This is a genomic window from Carnobacterium sp. (assembly GCF_040274945.1).
Classification (GTDB): domain Bacteria; phylum Bacillota; class Bacilli; order Lactobacillales; family Carnobacteriaceae; genus Carnobacterium_B.
This window is the reverse complement of record NZ_JBEMAR010000012.1, coordinates 17,048-34,980: the sequence shown is the minus strand read 5'-3', so window position 1 is coordinate 34,980 and position 17,933 is coordinate 17,048. Positions and strand designations below refer to the sequence as shown.

General features: G+C 34.6%; 16 protein-coding genes. 13 read left to right on the top strand and 3 right to left on the bottom strand.

The window, feature by feature from the left end:
* Position 1: 1 nt before the first annotated feature.
* The 11 genes from ABS916_RS12005 (at position 2) to ABS916_RS11955 (ending at position 13,275) form a co-directional block, all read left to right on the top strand.
* Entirely contained in the window at positions 2-1,339 is a 1,338-nt protein-coding gene (locus ABS916_RS12005) for an ABC transporter substrate-binding protein (RefSeq protein ID WP_350452127.1), read from the top strand.
* A gap of 74 nt (positions 1,340-1,413) precedes the next feature.
* Positions 1,414-2,334, top strand: coding sequence for a carbohydrate ABC transporter permease (locus tag ABS916_RS12000; protein ID WP_350452126.1), 921 nt, complete (start codon positions 1,414-1,416; stop codon positions 2,332-2,334).
* Positions 2,335-2,348: 14 nt separating this feature from the next.
* Entirely contained in the window at positions 2,349-3,185 is an 837-nt protein-coding gene (locus ABS916_RS11995) for a carbohydrate ABC transporter permease (protein WP_350452125.1), read from the top strand.
* A gap of 301 nt (positions 3,186-3,486) precedes the next feature.
* Positions 3,487-4,116, top strand: coding sequence for a DUF624 domain-containing protein (locus ABS916_RS11990; protein WP_350452124.1), 630 nt, complete (start codon positions 3,487-3,489; stop codon positions 4,114-4,116).
* A gap of 62 nt (positions 4,117-4,178) precedes the next feature.
* Positions 4,179-5,537: a glycoside hydrolase family 43 protein gene (locus tag ABS916_RS11985; protein ID WP_350452123.1), complete on the top strand. Its 1,359-nt coding sequence runs from the start codon at positions 4,179-4,181 to the stop codon at positions 5,535-5,537.
* Between the two features lie 31 nt (positions 5,538-5,568).
* Complete coding sequence (locus ABS916_RS11980) at positions 5,569-6,522, top strand: glycoside hydrolase family 43 protein (protein WP_350452122.1); 954 nt, start codon at positions 5,569-5,571, stop codon at positions 6,520-6,522.
* 30 nt (positions 6,523-6,552) lie between these two features.
* Positions 6,553-8,001, top strand: coding sequence for an alpha-N-arabinofuranosidase (locus ABS916_RS11975; protein WP_350452121.1), 1,449 nt, complete (start codon positions 6,553-6,555; stop codon positions 7,999-8,001).
* A gap of 246 nt (positions 8,002-8,247) precedes the next feature.
* Positions 8,248-9,855: a xylulokinase gene (locus tag ABS916_RS11970; protein WP_350452120.1), complete on the top strand. Its 1,608-nt coding sequence runs from the start codon at positions 8,248-8,250 to the stop codon at positions 9,853-9,855.
* A 14-nt stretch (positions 9,856-9,869) separates the two neighbouring features.
* Complete coding sequence (locus tag ABS916_RS11965; protein ID WP_350452119.1) at positions 9,870-10,574, top strand: L-ribulose-5-phosphate 4-epimerase; 705 nt, start codon at positions 9,870-9,872, stop codon at positions 10,572-10,574.
* Between the two features lie 15 nt (positions 10,575-10,589).
* The gene (gene araA / locus ABS916_RS11960; protein WP_350452118.1) at positions 10,590-12,014 is read left to right on the top strand and encodes an L-arabinose isomerase; all 1,425 of its coding nucleotides are present in this window, start codon (positions 10,590-10,592) and stop codon (positions 12,012-12,014) included.
* A gap of 166 nt (positions 12,015-12,180) precedes the next feature.
* A complete protein-coding gene (locus ABS916_RS11955) occupies positions 12,181-13,275 on the top strand; it encodes a GntR family transcriptional regulator (RefSeq protein ID WP_350452117.1) in 1,095 nt (364 codons plus the stop codon).
* A 125-nt stretch (positions 13,276-13,400) separates the two neighbouring features.
* Here the strand turns inward: ABS916_RS11955 and yidA are convergent, their stop codons facing one another.
* From yidA to ABS916_RS11940, 3 genes are read right to left on the bottom strand one after another with little or no spacing between them, the layout of a single operon-like run.
* Positions 13,401-14,240: a sugar-phosphatase gene (yidA, locus tag ABS916_RS11950; protein WP_350452116.1), complete on the bottom strand. Its 840-nt coding sequence runs from the start codon at positions 14,238-14,240 to the stop codon at positions 13,401-13,403.
* Positions 14,237-15,631 carry an HD domain-containing protein gene (locus tag ABS916_RS11945; RefSeq protein WP_350452115.1) on the bottom strand — a complete coding sequence of 465 codons (1,395 nt, stop codon included), beginning with the start codon at positions 15,629-15,631 and terminating at the stop codon, positions 14,237-14,239. The genes yidA and ABS916_RS11945 overlap by 4 nt, the downstream gene beginning before the upstream one ends.
* Positions 15,628-16,497, bottom strand: coding sequence for a lipoate--protein ligase family protein (locus ABS916_RS11940; RefSeq protein WP_350452114.1), 870 nt, complete (start codon positions 16,495-16,497; stop codon positions 15,628-15,630). The genes ABS916_RS11945 and ABS916_RS11940 overlap by 4 nt, the downstream gene beginning before the upstream one ends.
* A gap of 209 nt (positions 16,498-16,706) precedes the next feature.
* Here ABS916_RS11940 and ABS916_RS11935 point away from each other — a divergent pair, with 209 nt between their 5' ends.
* Together ABS916_RS11935 and rpoE are read left to right on the top strand one after the other, a co-directional pair.
* The gene (locus ABS916_RS11935) at positions 16,707-17,138 is read left to right on the top strand and encodes a YwiB family protein (protein WP_350452113.1); all 432 of its coding nucleotides are present in this window, start codon (positions 16,707-16,709) and stop codon (positions 17,136-17,138) included.
* Positions 17,139-17,182: 44 nt separating this feature from the next.
* Positions 17,183-17,800 carry a DNA-directed RNA polymerase subunit delta gene (rpoE, locus tag ABS916_RS11930; protein ID WP_350452112.1) on the top strand — a complete coding sequence of 206 codons (618 nt, stop codon included), beginning with the start codon at positions 17,183-17,185 and terminating at the stop codon, positions 17,798-17,800.
* Positions 17,801-17,933: the final 133 nt, after the last annotated feature.

Genomic DNA, 17,933 nt, shown 5'->3' with positions numbered 1-17,933 from the left:
AATGACACTAAAGAAAGCAATCATAAGTTCTTTAACAATTGCAACTCTATTTACTTTAACAGCGTGTAGTCCTTCTTCTGGTGAAGAAAATTCAGACACAAAAAACTTAACATTTATGTTTAGAGGTGGAGAAGATGAAAAGGCAGCTTATACTGCTGCAATTGATTCTTTTGAAAAGGATAATCCAGGAGTCGAAGTCGAAATGATCGTTACAGATGCCGATCAATATGCAACTAAACTACAAGCTACAATTTCAGGACGTGATGTTCCAGATGTGTTTTATGTAGAACAAGGAAATGTAATGGCCTATGTAGATAATGGTATTTTAATGGATATAACCGACGAAGTTGAAAATCAAGAAGTAGATTTAGACAATATTTGGGAATATGGTCTGAACAGTTACCGTTATGATGGAAATGTCGTTGGTCAAGGGCAACTTTATGGTTTACCTAAAGATGTAGGCCCTTTTGCTTTAGGATACAATAAAACAATGTTTGAAGAAAATGGAATCGAACTTCCTGATGTTGACGAACCTTACACATGGAACGAATTTGTTGAAACAGGACAAGCGTTAACATTAGATAAAGATGGTGATGGTGAGTTGGATCAATGGGCCACCGGTTTTAATGCTAACTGGTCACTCCATTCTTTTGTATGGGGTAATGATGGAGAATGGTTAAATGAAGATAATACAAAAGTTACGGTAGATACTCCAGAATTTGCTGAAGCACTACAATTTTTTGCAGATATGACAAATGAACATGGCTTGACTCCTTCAACTTCTCAAGCAGAGACATTAGATACTTATCAAAGATGGATGAATGGGGAACTAGCATTCTTTCCAGTTGGTCCATGGGATATGAGCACGTATAATGATTTAGATTTTGAATATGACTTAATGCCATGGCCTACAGGAAGTACAGGAGAATCAGGAACTTACATTGGTTCTTTAGGAATTGGTGTGTCTGATGCTACAGAATATCCTGAGGAAGCCGTAGAGCTAGCAACGTATCTTTCTACTTCAGTTGAAGGACAACAACAGTTGATTGATGCAAATATTCAAGTTCCTAATTTAATTGATATGTCTGAAGAGTGGGCTGCTAACACTGAAACTTCCCCAAGTAATAAACAAGAATTTTTAGATATTGTACAAGACTATGGTCAAAATTTACCAGCAGCTGAAACATATACTTCTCAATGGTATGATGAATTCTTCATTAACATTCAGCCAGTACTTGATGGTAAAGAAACTGCCGCAGATTACGTGAAAAAAGTCCAACCTAAAATGCAAAGTATGTTAGACGAATCAATTGAACAACATGAAAAGTCAATGAAATAATACGTTCAAATAAATAAAAAAAGGCATCTTCCAATAAAGGTTGGATGCCTTTTGTTTAATAGGAGGGAAGCAACATGGAAAATATACAACAAGCTAAACAAATTAAAGCAAGAAAAAGTTCACTTTATAAAGCTGAACATAGAGTTGCATTTTTGTTTATTTTAATTCCTATATTGGGTTTTATAATTTTTGCTCTTATTCCAGCGTCAATTAGTTTATATGCTTCGTTTACTGATTGGAATGGAATCAGTCAAATGAATTTTATTGGACTAGAAAACTATAAAAAATTGTTTCAAGATGAGTATTTCTGGAAAACTTTAGGAAATACATTTTATTTAATGTTAGGAATTCCTATTGGATTGGTACTTTCTTTTCTTCTAGCATCTGCATTAAGTAGAAAAATTAAAGGAAGAACCATATTTAGGGTGATCTATTATATACCAGTAATATCATCTCTTGCAGCAATATCAATATTATGGCAATGGGCATATAATGGAGATTTTGGTTTAGTAAACCAAGCCTTAAATCTAATTGGAGTTGAAGGACCTAATTGGTTGCAAAATGTAAATACTGTAAAACCGGCAATTATTATTATGACAGTATGGAAAGGCGTAGGATATTCTATGTTGCTTTACTTAGCTGCAATTCAAAGTATTCCTAGAACATACTATGAAGCAGCGGATTTAGACGGAGCTTCCGCTTTTCAAAGATTTAAGTACATTACTTGGCCAATGGTAAAACCAATTACATTCTTTTTGGTAGTTACAAACATTATTGCGGGATCACAAATTTTTACAGAGATTAATATTATGACACCTACTGGTGGACCTCAATACTCATCTGCAACAGTAGTTTGGTATTTATGGCGTGAAGCATTTAATAACTTAAATATGGGTTATGCCTCAGCAATAGCTGTAATATTAGGGGTTTTAATTTTCTTCATTACTGTAATTCAATTTTATATTAATAGAAAGTCAGATTATAAACTGGACTAAGGAGGGTACAAGTTATGAAAAGAGAATCTAAAGTGAGTAACTCCATAATATTTTGTTTATTATTGTTTGGTGCAATCATCATGATAGCACCACTATTATGGATGATTTCTACTTCATTTAAAGATAAAAGCGGTGTTTTCTCATTACCACCACAATGGATCCCAAGTCCTTTTCAATTGGATGGTTACAAACGCTTATTTGAATTAGATACGTTATGGAGTGGAATAAAAAATTCAATAATTGTTTCTTTATCAGTTACAGTTATTGGAACAATGACATCTAGTTTAGCAGCGTTTTCTTTTGCCAAACTACGATTGCCTTTCAAAGACTTAATTTTTTTATTACTTTTAATTGGAATAATGATTCCTTATCCAAGCATTATGATTCCACAGTTTGCAATATTTTCTAGAATCGGTTGGATCAATACTTTACTTCCATTAATTGTACCAGGGTTGTTTGGTAATATAACAATGATTTTTTTCTTAAAACAATATTTGACAAATATACCTGATTCTATAATGGAAGCAGCAAAAATAGATGGAGCATCGTATTGGCAAATTTTTAGTAAGTTGATTTTCCCAGTAATTAAACCAGCTGTAGCAGCTCAATTCATTTTGTGGTTTATGGGTGTATGGAATGACTATCTAGGACCGTTGCTTTATTTAAATAGTCCGGAAAAACAAACTTTACAAGTTGTCATAGCGAATTTGAATGCAGCATATGCTATTCAAACGGATTATCCTTTAATCATGGGAGCTTCTGTAATTTCTTTGATTCCAGTATTATTAGTATTTATTGTTTTCCAAAAGCAAATTATTGAATCTGTAGCTCTTTCTGGATCTAAAGGATAGATAGTATGTAAAAATATGTAAGCGACGAATGGACTACACTAGGTGGTCATGATTCAATAATTACTAAAAATAATAAAAACGAAAAATAGTATATGTCTTCAACTGATACTGTCATAAATGGTGGAAATTAGAAATAAATGCAGAATGTATTGCTCTGCTTCAACGTTTGGAAGTAGACGCATCAACAGTGTTTCCTATTTGTAAATATATGAAGGTTACAATTGGTAATATAGAAAAGTAACAACTATTTATCAGGACTATCTAGCATAGGTCAAACCATTTTAGGAAAGAAGGTAAAACCATGAATTGGGCTAATACAATTATGAAAGTTCTCGAAAAAATCATGTTTATTGTACTCCTAAATATTTTATGGCTTTTAGGAACGGCATTAGGATTATTTATTCTGGGGGTTGCTCCAGCGACAGCTTCTTTATATAAACTATTAAATGAAAAAGAATTATTTGAAGAAAGGAGTGAAATAAGAATAATTATTTCTAGCTTTTTTAGAAATTATAAAAAACTTTTTATTGCATCTAATATGACTTTTGTTGGTTACTTGATCTTATTCTATGTCTTAGGAGTTGATTATAATATTATAAAAAATATTGATGTAGCTTATTCTTTATTTAAAATTCCGCTCTTTATAGTTGCTCTTTATATTATAGGTACGCTAATTTTCTTCATTCCAGTTTCTCTGTTCTCTGTTGGGAATTTAAAGCAAAAAGTTAAGCTGATCTTCATGACACCGTTACTGATGCCAGTAACGAATATTGTGAATTTAGTAGTTTTAAGTATTTTAGTGTTGTTTTCTTTTCTATATCCTTTAGGGGGAATACTAGCTTTTGTATCGATTGGAACATTAACGATTAGTTTTATCAGTATGAAAGCTTTGAAAAAGAAAAAATTATTAGTTGAGGTAAATACAATTTGAATAAAAGAAGACTTTTTTATCTATTAGTATTAAATACAGTATTTTTTGTAAGTAGCTGTAGTATGAAAAACGGAATAGTAGATCAAGTATTAGAGGAACCGGACTTTAAAGAAGTTTCTGTACATGACCCTTCGGTTATATATGCTGATGATCAATATTATATTATTGGTTCTCATCTTAGTCTTGCTTCAAGTAAAGATTTGATTCACTGGAATAAGCTTTCAGAAAATGTGGAATCCAATACACTATTCGATAATGTCAAAGTCGAATTAGCAGAAAGTTTTAATTATGCAGAAACGGATACTTTATGGGCAAGTGATATTGTTCAATTAGCAGACGGCAGATACTACTTATATTACTGTGCTTGTGAAGGTTCTTCCCCGCTGTCCACCCTTGGAGTTGCAATATCAGATACTATAGAAGGACCCTACAAAGACCAAGGAGTGTTTCTGAAATCAGGAACTACGAATCTCCAAGGAGAACAATTTAATCCATCCGATGAACCTAACGTAATTGATCCACATGTTTTCTATGATAATGAAGGAAAGTTGTGGATGGTTTACGGGTCATATTCAGGAGGGATTTTTATTCTTGAAATGGATGAAAATACAGCATTGCCTAAAGAAAATCAAGGGTATGGCAAAAAAATATTAGGCGGAAACCATAGTAGAATTGAAGCACCATATATTTTGTATAACAAAGAAACAAAATATTACTATTTATTTTTAAGTTTTGGTGGGCTTGATGCAGATGGCGGATACAATATCCGAGTTGCTCGCTCGAAAACGCCAGATGGACCTTACTTAGATTCAGAAAATCAAGACATGATTTCTGCTAAAGGAACAGAAGGAAGTTTCTTTGATGATACAGCAATTGAAGGTTTTGGATCCAAATTAATTGGGAATTATCAGTTCAATAATTCTAAGGAAACAGAAAAAGACGGCTACATTTCTCCAGGACATAATTCTGCTTACTATAATACAAAGGAAAATAAATATTTTATTATTTTTCATGCCAGATTCCCTGATTATGATGAATATCATGAAGTAAGAACACACCAGATGTTTTTCAATGAATCTGGTTGGCCTGTCATTGCACCATTAAGATATTCCGGAGAAACAATAGATCATTATACTGATGACCAAATTGAAGGCGAATACAAAATAATTAATCATGGTAAAGACATCTCTTCTAAAATAAAAACCCCATCTTTAATTCATTTGAAAGAAAATGGCAGCATAAAGGGAGATCTCAATGGAAGTTGGTCTTTAGATGAAAATATGAATGCAGTCGTTATTATTGATAATCATAAATACTACGGTGTGTTTATTTCTCAATGGGATGAATACAATACAAAACAAACGATGGCATTTTCAGGAATGTCTGAAGAAGGAATAGCTATATTTGGAATAAAAAATTAAATTATACTTAATAATGAAAGGTGTAAAAAATATGAAAAGCAAATTATTATACAAAAATCCAATTGTCACAGAGCGGGCTGATCCCTGGGTGTACAAGCATACTGATGGCTTTTACTACTTTACTGGTTCTGTTCCGGGTTATCAGGAGATCGAAGTAAGAAGAGCTAGAAATCTAAACGAGTTAGAAGATGGAGAAAAAGCTATTGTTTGGCATGCTCATGAAAATGGAGAAATGAGTAAATTAATTTGGGCTCCTGAGATCCATTTTATACGTGGGAAATGGTATATCTATTTTGCAGCTGCTAGTGATGACACTATAGCTGAGGGAACATTTCAACATCGGATGTATGTACTCGAATGTGCTAATGAAAATCCTTTAACAGGTGAATGGATTGAAAAAGGCCAAGTGAAAACAGAAATCGAAAGTTTCAGCCTAGATGCTACTACTTTTAAATACAATGATAGATTATATTATGTTTGGGCACAAAAAGATCCAGCTATTCCTGGTAATTCAAATTTATATCTATCAGAAATGGAAAATCCATGGACATTAGTTGGAAATCAAACGCTACTGAGTATTCCTGAATATGATTGGGAAAAAATCGGGTTTTTGGTTAACGAAGGGCCGGCAGTCATTATCCGTAACGACAAAATTTTCATTAGTTACTCCGCTAGTGCAACAGATGAAAATTATTGTATGGGACTGTTGTGGGCCGATGTAGAAGATGACTTATTAAACAAAGATAGTTGGAACAAATTAGAAACGCCAGTATTTATTTCATCTGAAGAGAACTTGTTATTTGGACCAGGACATAATTCATTTACAGTTAGCGAAGATGGTAGTGAAGATGTATTGATCTATCATGCTCGGCCAAAAAAAGTCACAGAAGAAGAGCCCTTGGATGTTCCAGATAGACATGCAAATGCACAAGTTTTTACTTGGAATGAAGAAGGCATGCCAGTATTTGGAATACCAGGAAAATAAATAAAAAGAACTAACAAAGGAGAATAAAACATGAATCATATTACTTTTACACCAAAAAGAAAAAAAGCAAAGATCAGCAAATACATATATGGACAATTTGCTGAACACCTTGGAAAATGTATTTATGAAGGATTATGGGTGGGAGAAAACTCGGATATCCCTAATAAAAATGGTATTCGCACGGATGTAGTTGAAGCGTTGAAAGAAATTAATGTTCCAGTACTGCGTTGGCCGGGAGGATTATTTGCAGATGAGTATCATTGGAAAGATGGTATAGGACCACGAGAAAAACGAAAAAAAATTGTTAACTCAAATTGGGGCGGTACTGTAGAAAACAATCATTTCGGTACACATGAATACTTCGAACTCTGCAAGCAATTAGGAACAGAAACTTACATTAATGGGAACGTAGGAAGTGGAACTGTTCAAGAAATGCAGGAATGGATTGATTATATGACTTTTCCTGGAGAGTCTCCAATGGCTAATTTACGAAAAGAGAACGGCCAAGAAGAAGGCTGGAATGTTGATTTCTTTGGAGTAGGAAATGAAAGTTGGGGTGGTGGCGGCAATATGCGACCAGAATATTATGCTGACTTATATCGCCAATACCAGACTTTTGTTCGAAACTATACAGATAGAAAAATTTATAAGATTGCTTGTGGAGCAAATATAGACGATTATAATTGGACGGAAGTGTTAATGAAGAATGCTGCTCCTTTTATGGATGGATTAAGTCTACATCATTATGCTTTGGCGTCTGAATGGGAAGATAAAAGACCAGCAACTGGATTTCCTGATGAGGAATGGTTCTCGTTGATTCATAGCGCGTATAAAATGGACGAATTTATTACAAAACATAGTACGATTATGGATAAATATGACCCTGAAAAGCGAATTGGCTTAATTGTGGATGAATGGGGAACGTGGTTAGCCGTTGAAGAAGGAACAAATCCAGGTTTCTTATACCAACAAAATACTATTCGAGATGCTATGATTGCCAGCATTACTCTAAATATTTTTCATAAGCATGCGGATCGTGTTCAGATGGCTAATATTGCTCAGATGGTAAATGTTTTGCAATCGATGATTTTAACGGACGGGGAAAAAATGATAAAAACCCCAACGTATCATGTATTTGATATGTACCAAAATCATCAAGATGCAGTATTAATTGATGCAGTTGGTGAAACTTCAGATACTATCAGCTATACAGCGTCTATAAAAGAAAAAACGTTAACAGTATCGTTATGTAACTATAGTATTACTAATGAAGAGGAAATAGTATTGGAAGTAAATAACGAAAGCTTTGGAAATATAGAAGCTTGGGTATTAGCTGCTAAAACGACAGATGCCCATAATACATTTGAAACACCAGATAATGTACAAAAAGAAATTTATAAAGGTTATTCAATCAATGAATCTAAATTAACACTCAAAATGCCTCCAATGAGTGTCGTTACTATAGTAGCAAAGAATTAAGGTAAGCAGAATAGCGAATTTAAAAAATAAAAATGGCTGAGTGGATTTTCATACGAACAGCAGAGTCATTTTTATTTTTTTTTATTGATAATCTATACAATTCGTTCGTACGTATATATATAATGTCATTGACATGTACGTATAACTATTTTATAATTGTTTTATGGAAAACGGTTACAATTTAGCGGTAACAAATACTGTTAAATTTTTTAACTGCTACTGTTAAGCGAAAGAGGGGGAAAAGCTTTGGAAGAAAGAAATAGGCTGATAAAAGAAGCAATTGCTAGAGGAGAAACATCCTTAGGAATTGAATTTGGATCTACTCGCATTAAAGCCGTATTAATTGATCAGAAATTTAATACCATTGCCTCAGGGAGTTACGAATGGGAAAATCGTTTAGAAAACAATATCTGGACTTATTCACTTACAGACATATGGAAGGGTTTACAAAATAGTTATCAGCTAATGGCTTTAGAGGTAAAAGAAAAGTATGGAGAAACATTAACAACGATTGGATCTCTTGGATTTAGTGCTATGATGCACGGATATATGGCGTTTAATAAAAAAGATGAGTTATTAGTACCTTTTCGTACTTGGCGTAATTCAATGACTGAACAGGCAGAAAAAGAATTGACGACACTGTTTAACTTTAATATTCCTCAAAGATGGAGCATTGCTCATTTGCATCAGGCAATCTTAAATCAAGAATCTCATGTACAAGATATAACATTCTTCACGACATTAGCTGGTTACATCCATTGGAAACTGACAAATAAGAAGGTCTTAGGAGTTGGAGATGCCTCGGGAATGTTTCCGATTGACATAGAGACAAAAAATTATGACGTAAGGATGATTAAGCAATTTAATGAACGAATTGCAGATAAGAATCACACTTGGAAACTCGAAGAAATTTTACCTCAAATATTATTAGCCGGAGAAGAGGCTGGGTATCTGACAAAAGAAGGTGCAGAACTTCTTGATCCAACCGGAAATTTACAACCTGGCATTCCATTATGTCCACCCGAAGGCGATGCAGGTACAGGAATGGTTGCTACAAATAGTGTTGCTAAACATACTGGGAACGTATCTGCTGGAACTTCGGTATTTGCGATGATTGTTTTGGAAAAAGAATTGCAAAAAGTGTATCCAGAAATTGACTTAGTAACAACCCCTTCTGGTGATTTGGTTGGTATGGTACATGCAAATAATTGTTCTTCTGATATCAATGCTTGGGTCAAGTTGTTTCGTGAATTTTTAGAAACAGCAGGAATAGAGATGGAAACAGATAAGCTATTTGAGCATCTATTTACTAAAGCACTTGAAGGAGATAAGGACTGCGGTGGATTATTATCCTATGGTTATTATTCTGGAGAGAATATTACAGGAATAAAAGAAGGAAGACCCTTATTCGTACGTTCGCCTGAAAGTCAATTTAATTTAGCCAATTTTATGCGTGTTCATCTTTATTCAGCTTTAGGAGCGTTAAAAGTCGGTATGGACATACTTTTAAAAGAGGAGAAAGTCCAAATCAACAAAATCTATGGTCATGGTGGTTTGTTCAAAACAAAGAAAGTTGGACAACAAATTATGGCGGCCGCTATGAATGCTCCCGTATCAGTAATGGATACAGCCGGAGAAGGCGGAGCATGGGGAATTGCTTTGTTAGCAAGTTATATTAAAACAAGAAATGAAAATGAATCACTAGAAGAGTTTCTTAAGAATCAAGTATTTGCAGGTGATACAGGCACGGAAGAAAAACCTCAAAAAGAAGATGTTGAAGGTTTTGAAGTCTTTATTAAGCGGTATAAAGCAGGAATCCCTATTGAACAAGCCGCAATTGATCATTTGATTTAAAGGAGGAGACTATTGTGTTAGAACAATTGAAAGAAGAAGTTTTTCAAGCCAATTTGGAACTTCCAAAACAAGGACTAATCAAATACACATGGGGCAATGTAAGTGCTGTAGATCGTGAACAGGGATTATTTGTAATTAAACCTAGTGGCATTAGTTATGAAGAAATGAAGGCCAGTGATATGGTCGTTTGTGATATGGATGGAAAAGTTGTTGAAGGAAACTTAAACCCTTCTTCTGATACGTTCACTCATGCCGTATTATACAAAGAATTTCCAGAAATTGGTGGTATTGTCCATACGCATTCAACTTGGGCAACGATTTGGGCTCAAGCAGGATTGGACGTACCGGCAATGGGAACGACACATGCTGATACTTTCTATGGTTCAATCCCTTGTGCACGTTTTTTGAATCAAGAAGAGATCGACGAAGGTTACGAAGAACAAACTGGTCATGTGATTGTAGAAACGTTTAAAGAACGAAATATTAAACCAATGGAAATCCCTGGGGTGTTATTGCATGGACATGGACCGTTTACTTGGGGAAAAAATGCGAAAGACGCAGTGATGAATGCAGTTGTATTAGATGAAGTTTGTAAAATGAATCTTTTTTCGAGACAGCTAAACAGCTTTTCCGAAGAGCTTCCACAAAGGGTTTTAGATAAACATTATTTACGTAAACATGGTAAAAATGCCTATTATGGACAAAAAAACACACACTAAGGGAGAGAATAAATTATGTTGACTATAGGAAAAAAAGAATTTTGGTTTGTAGTTGGTTCACAGCACTTGTATGGAGAAGAAACATTGTTAGAAGTAAAAAAACACGCAGAAATTTTAGTTAGTGAATTGAATGAGAGTGGGAAACTTCCGTATCCAATTGTACTACAAGAATTAGCTGTTACTGCGGATAAAATCACTAGAGTAATGAAAGAAGCTAATTATCATGATGAAGTAGCTGGAGTCATCACATGGATGCATACATTCTCACCAGCAAAAATGTGGATTCGAGGAACAAAATTGTTGCAAAAACCGTTGTTACATCTAGCGACTCAATTTAATGAAAGCATTCCGTGGGAGACGATTGATATGGACTTTATGAATCTAAATCAATCTGCTCATGGTGACCGAGAATACGGATTTATCAATGCTCGTTTAAAGAAACAAAATAAAATAGTGGTTGGTTATTGGAAAAATCCTACGGTACAAAAACAAATTGCGGAATGGATGGATGTAGCGGTTGCTTACATTGAAAGTTTTAATATTAAGGTAGCACGATTTGGCGATAATATGCGAAATGTAGCTGTAACTGAAGGAGATAAAGTAGAGGCACAAATCCAATTCGGATGGACAGTAGATTATTTTGGTATTGGAGACCTTGTGCAGTATATAGATGCAGTAAAAGAAACAGAAATAGAAGAGCTCTTTAACGAGTATAAAACGCTTTACGATTTTGATTATGGTAGCTATGACCATCAAGATTGGGAAAATCATGTTAAGGCTCAAGTCAAACAAGAAATTGGCTTACGTCGCTTTTTAGAAGCTGGAAACTACAATGCTTTTACTACAAATTTTGAGGATCTTTATGGCATGCAACAATTGCCAGGTCTGTCAGTTCAACGTTTAATGGCAGATGGATATGGATTTGCTGGAGAAGGCGATTGGAAGACTGCTGCTATTGATCGTCTAATGAAAGTTATGGCACACAATGAAAACACTGGATTCATGGAAGACTACACATATGAATTGGCAGAAGGAAAAGAATCGATTTTACAATCTCATATGATGGAAGTAGATCCTACCTTAGCAAGTAATAAGCCTAAAGTAGTTGTCTCACCGCTATCAATGGGAGATCGTGAAGACCCTGCACGTCTAGTCTTTGACGGTAAATCTGGAGAAGGTGTAGTGGTTACTATGTCCGATTTTGGCACACACTTCAAACTTCTAATTAATGAAGTCTCTGCATTTGAACCGGAAGAACAAGCTCCTCACTTGCCAGTTGCGCGGGTATTATGGAAAGTGAAGCCAAACTTTACAGAGGGTGTCCAATCATGGATTGAAAATGGCGGCGGGCACCACACTGTAGTTTCATTAAATTTAACTACAGACCAAATTGCTACATGGGCTAAAATGGTTGAATTAGATTATGTAGTTATTAAATAAGAAAAAGAGTGCTTGAAAAAGCACTTTTTTCTTGGACAAAAAGTTACTATTAGCTGTACGTAATAAAGTAAGATAAGGATCAATGGGTGAAAATAGTACAGAATCTTGCTTTGTTCATTGACATCATGTACTATTCATGTACGTACAACTTATGGAAGGTGATTAAATGTCTAATAAACCGAAATACTTAGTAATCAAAAATCAATTAAAAGAACTCATTTTAAGTGGCGAGTATTCTGCAGGGAACAAAATACCCTCAGAAGCAAAATTAAGAGAACAATTTGGTGTCAGCAGACATACCATTCGACAATCTATCGCAGAACTTGTTAATGAAGGTTTCTTAAAGAAAGAGCAAGGTTCTGGAACTTATGTGAATGATCAAAATCAACAACGAGTGAAAGAAACAGGCAATAAAACAATTGGTGTCATTACAACCTATCTTTCAGATTATATTTTCCCTTCAATCATCAGAGGAATGGAAGAAACTTTAAGCGAGAGCGGTTATTCATTATTATTATCTAGTACACAAAATGACGTTCAAAATGAAAAAAGAAGCCTTGAAATGATGTTGGAAAAACAAGTAGATGGACTAATTGTTGAGCCTACGAAAAGTGCTCTGCTAAACCCAAATCTAAATTACTATCTTAAAATCCAAGAAGCTGGTATTCCGTGTGTATCTATAAATGCTTCTTATGAAGAACTGGATGTCCCAGAAATTAGGATAGATGATACGTTGGCAAATGAAATGTTAACAACTCACTTATTAGATTTAGGACATGAAAGAATCAGTATGATTACCAAAACAGATGACATGCAAGGGAAAAGTAGGATGAAAGGCTTTATACGAGCATTTTCAAAGAAGAAAAAATCTTTTGATGATAAGTTAATTGTTACTTTTGATACAGAAACAAAAGGAGAGTTGGCTGATAAGATACAAGTTCTTTTAAACCTAGAAAATCTACCTACAGCTTTTGTTTGTTATAATGATCAAATTGCAATGACAGTTATTGAGCAAATCAACGCGATTGGTAAAAATATTCCAGATGATTTTTCAATTGTAAGTCATGACAATTCATTTTTGAGTACAGCTTCAGATGTTAAATTAACTTCGATCAACCATCCAAAAGAACAACTTGGTAAAGAAGCTGCTAATTGGATTATACAAGCACTTGAAAAACCTTCTTTTAAAAAAGAATCGGTTATCTATCAACCGGAACTCATCACAAGAGAATCAGCAAAAAATATTACTGAAAAAAGTTAAAAATCATTCGTTTTTTTTCATATGAAAGTTGAGAAAATTAGTTTATACGTATTCTGAAGTACACAAAAAAAGAGTGAAACAAATACAAATTGTGTTTGTTTCACTCTTTTTTTAGTTTATTATTTTTATTTAGTGTAGTTCTCAGCAGGAAGTGTTTCAAAAGCAATGGCCTCAATAGCCGTAGCAACTCCATCATGTTCGTTTGTATCAGTAACGTAATTACTGATTTCTTTTACGCTGGCAATCGCATTTCCCATGGCTACACCCATACCAGCATATTCTATCATGTCTTTGTCATTTTCATTATCGCCAATGGCCATCATATTTTCTCTTGGTATGCCTAGAATTTCTCCCAAATCTTTCAGTGCTTGTCCTTTACTAGCAGATTTATTTAAAACTTCTAGATAAAAAGGTTCGCTTTTTAAAATAGTGTACTCATCGTAAAAATCTTCTGGGAATTTGGCAATAGCTGCATCTAAAATATCAGGTTCGTCGATCATCATCATTTTGCTGATTTCAAGAGCTGGATCCATTTCCTCAACTGTGCGGTACCGAATAGGCATATTGACTAAAAATGACTCTCTTACGCTGTAAGGACTGATGTCTCTGTTAGCAGTGTAAATGTATTTTTCATCGATCGTATGACAATGCACATCGACTTGACGGCTCATTTCTTCAATTCTCAAAAAATCTTCATGGCTTAAAGTATGGTGAGCGATAGCTTTACCGTTATGTGATTGTTGGACTAACGCGCCATTATACGTAATCACATAATCGCCTTCTTCTTCTAGATTTAAGGCTTCTAGGATTGGTGATACTCCTGGCAATGGACGGCCAGTACAAACAACAACTTTGATGCCTTTTGTTTTAGCAATCTCAATCGTTTCTTTTACTTTCGCCGTTATTTTTCTTTCAGGGGTTAACAAGGTACCATCTAAATCGATAGCAATTAATTCGATAGTCATTTAAGTGAATCCTCCACTGGTTTATTTGGGTCTGCAATAGCCCCATTTTTAATATAACGATTAAATTCATGATACAAGTCTTCAAATAACGTAATTTCTTCAGAAGTTCTAGGTTTTAAAAATTCTTTTGGTACATAAAATCGTTCGTCGCCACGAACCTTTCCTGTTATAGAAGACACAATTTCACTGACCTTAGATAGTTCTACTAATGTACCATCTTGATAGACCAATTCAATTTGCGTGCGGTTCGTGTCCTGATTTGGTCGATAAAAGTCATAAGGTAAGTCATAACTGTTATTAACCGCTGTATAATAATCTGTATCGTAACCAGCTTCACGAATAATAACTTTTAACTCTTCGATCAAATTCAAGTCTGTTTTACTGGAGAATTTAACGGATTTGAAAGGGTGTCGATCAAGAAACCGCGTAGCTAAATCGCTTAGTATAGGATCTTTTTCATCTTTCCATAACGTAAAGTAAGTAGCTAGCACACCGTCATCCAATTTTAAATAATCTTTAAGTGTAAAGTTCTTTTCAAAAAAAGGAATGAGCAAATTTAGTTGGTCATTAAATTGAATCTCTGGATTAAGGTACATTTTTTTTGCGCGTTTCAGCAGATGATCTAAAATAACTTCCATACCTCTTGAAACAGGATGGAAATAAACTTGCATGTACATTTGATAGCGACTTACGACGTAATCTTCAACAGCATGCATACCGGATAATTGGAAATAGATCCCATCTTTGTAAGGACGAATTACTCTAAGAATACGAGTTAAATCAAATGTACCATAATTTACGCCTGTATGATAGGCATCTCGTAACAAGTAGTCCATCCGATCGGCATCGATTTGACTAGAAATAAGTTGGACCACTTGCGGATTAGGATACGTTTTTTGAATGACACTAGCAACCTTTGCAGGAAAGTCTTCACTCACCTTGGCTAGCACTTTGAAAACTTCCGTTTCTGGAGAGGTGATAATGGCTACCGTGATTTCTTCGTGATTGGTTTTGAAAATATGTTCAAATGTATGGGAATAGGGTCCATGTCCAATGTCGTGTAAAAGTGCTGCGCATAAGGCAACTAAGCGTTCATTATCATCCCAACCGCCATCATCTGGTGTTTGAGTAGCATAATTTCGCTGGAATTTATCACAGATTCGACGAGTAATCTCGTATACACCTAACGAATGAGTGAAACGAGTATGTTCTGCACCATGAAACGTTAAGGAAGAAGTACCTAATTGTTTGATTCGACGTAAGCGCTGAAATTCACTTGAATTGATTAAGTCTAAAATAATTTGGTGTTGAACATGAATGTAATCATGAACTGGGTCACGAAAAACATGTTCGATTGGTAATGAAAAATTGGCGTCGTAAAGGTTGCTCATTCGATTAACTCCTTATCAATAGAATTGCCAAGCATTTGTTGGTTGCGGCGAATCATTTTTTCAAATCCTTCATTATAGTCGGTTAATAGTTCTGAAGAATAGTCGCCTGGTGAAATGGTACAGTTCTTTTGAAGCAGGGTATCTAAGATCAACTGTTTCATTTCCTCCACAGTTAAAGAAATAGACAGCAATTCTTCTAAGGTTGCCATAACAGACGGATCGACTGATGGAAAATGCCATTTGACCGTTTCACCTTTTAGACCAGCTTGGTAAAAATCACGAATCATTTTAGCTCTTTTTTCTTGATTACCGTTTACACTGATGTAGATCATGATCGCTACGCCACTTTTTAATCGTCTTTGCGAGATGCCTGCAAATTTTTTACCGTCAATACTTAAATCAAAATCTCCAGGACAGTAAGAATTTTTGATTTCATATGCCTCGCTTATCTTTCCAAACGGTTTGATAGCTTCATTGATCAATTGCAGCATAAATTCGTATCCAGTATTGATGGGCATTTTTTGTTGAGTATCTTCAGGCAATATAAGAGAAAAATTCAACACGCCTTCATCTCCAACTACAGCCAATCCACCTGAATTTCGGACAATAAATGAATGGTTATAATTTTTTATGACCTCTAGCGCATCTTTGAAATAAGGTAATTTTGTATCCATCATACCTAAGATAACTAAATTCGAAGTTGGCCAAAAATGTAAACTGTTTTTTTTATACTTTCCAACATAACGCAATAAACTATCCGTTAATGCGAAGTGAGAAATGGTTTTGTTAGTAAAGGGCATGGTTGTTGATTCATAAAGTTCATAAGAATGACTGGTTAGAAAGTCTTTAGTATCAGTAGGATTCATTGGTTTTACTTCCTTTATTTGATTAGAAACAGTAACTCTTCCTTATTATAGCAAATATTATTGTTGTGTTCTTCCTTTACCGTTTTAAAAAAGCATAATAATCTTGCAATTTATGATAAGATAGATATGCAATAAAGTAAAATCAACTAGCTAAAAAATATTCATTTATAGTTAAAAGACAGGAATAAAAAAATATGAGGTGAAATAAATTGGATTTATCAAAAGGAAGAGTAGCGCAGGTACATTTAGAGACGATTATCTCTCAAGGCAATGAAACCGAAAAACATGTATTTGATGAAGTAGGTAAAGTCGTTCAAATGAATTCATCTTATTACATTCGTTTTCAAGAAACTTATGAAACAGGAGTTGTTCCTGTGACAGTTAAAATCGACCCTTCTGGTATTGTGACTCTTACGCGTAAAGGTGAAACAACGACACGCATGAGATTTGATAAAGGTGAACGATTTGAAACGCTCTATCGTACGCCTCAAGGTACAGTGAATATAGAGACCATGACAAAAGATATGCAGATCAGTTATACAGATAAACCTTTTTCTGGAAGTGTCTCTATTGAATATGATTTATTTTTAGGAAAAGAAAAATTAGGAGATTACAAATTACAATTGCTTTTTACTATTTAAATATTGTATGATAAAGAATAGACTGTTGAAAGGACGTGGCTTTCGTGAAATTAACACAATTTGACGGGCAAAACAAAAATGAATTGTCAATGATTGAAGTAGCTCATGCCATCTTAGATCAAAAAGGAGAGATCCTTGATTTCTCAGCTTTGCTAAAAGAAGTACAAGAATTTTTAAACATAAACTCAAAAGAACTTGCTAATGCAACTTCTCAATTTTATACAGACTTAAATATTGACGGTAGTTTTATTTCCTTAGGAGAAAATCGTTGGGGACTACGTTCATGGTATCCAATCGATTTTATCGATGAAGAAGTAACTCAAGGAAATGAAGATGAAGCTCCACGTCGTAAAAAACGTAAAAAGGCTAGTGCATTTGTTACAGGGGAAGATGATATTGATTACAACGATGATGATCCTGAAGACGATGATTCTCCTGAAGAGGAAGAAGATGACGATGCTACTACTTACGGTGGGCGTGTGAATGTTGATGAACACGGTGTAATGATCGACGATGAGGACAAAGAAGATCTAGGCGAATACAAGGCAGATTTATCTGAATTAGGTACCGATGATGAAGAAGACGAATTGCCTGACGGTGTCGAAGGAGATCTTACAATTATTGAAGATGAAGACGAAGACGACTCTGAGGAAGAATATTAGTAAGCAATTTGCTAATGATTGTTTCTAGGTAAAAGTCTGTTTTTAAGATATTACTTGACGGTTCTCGCAGAGCTGTGTATTATGTACATTGGGCTCCCTTAAATTCATTTTTAAGGGACAAGAACGGAAAGTA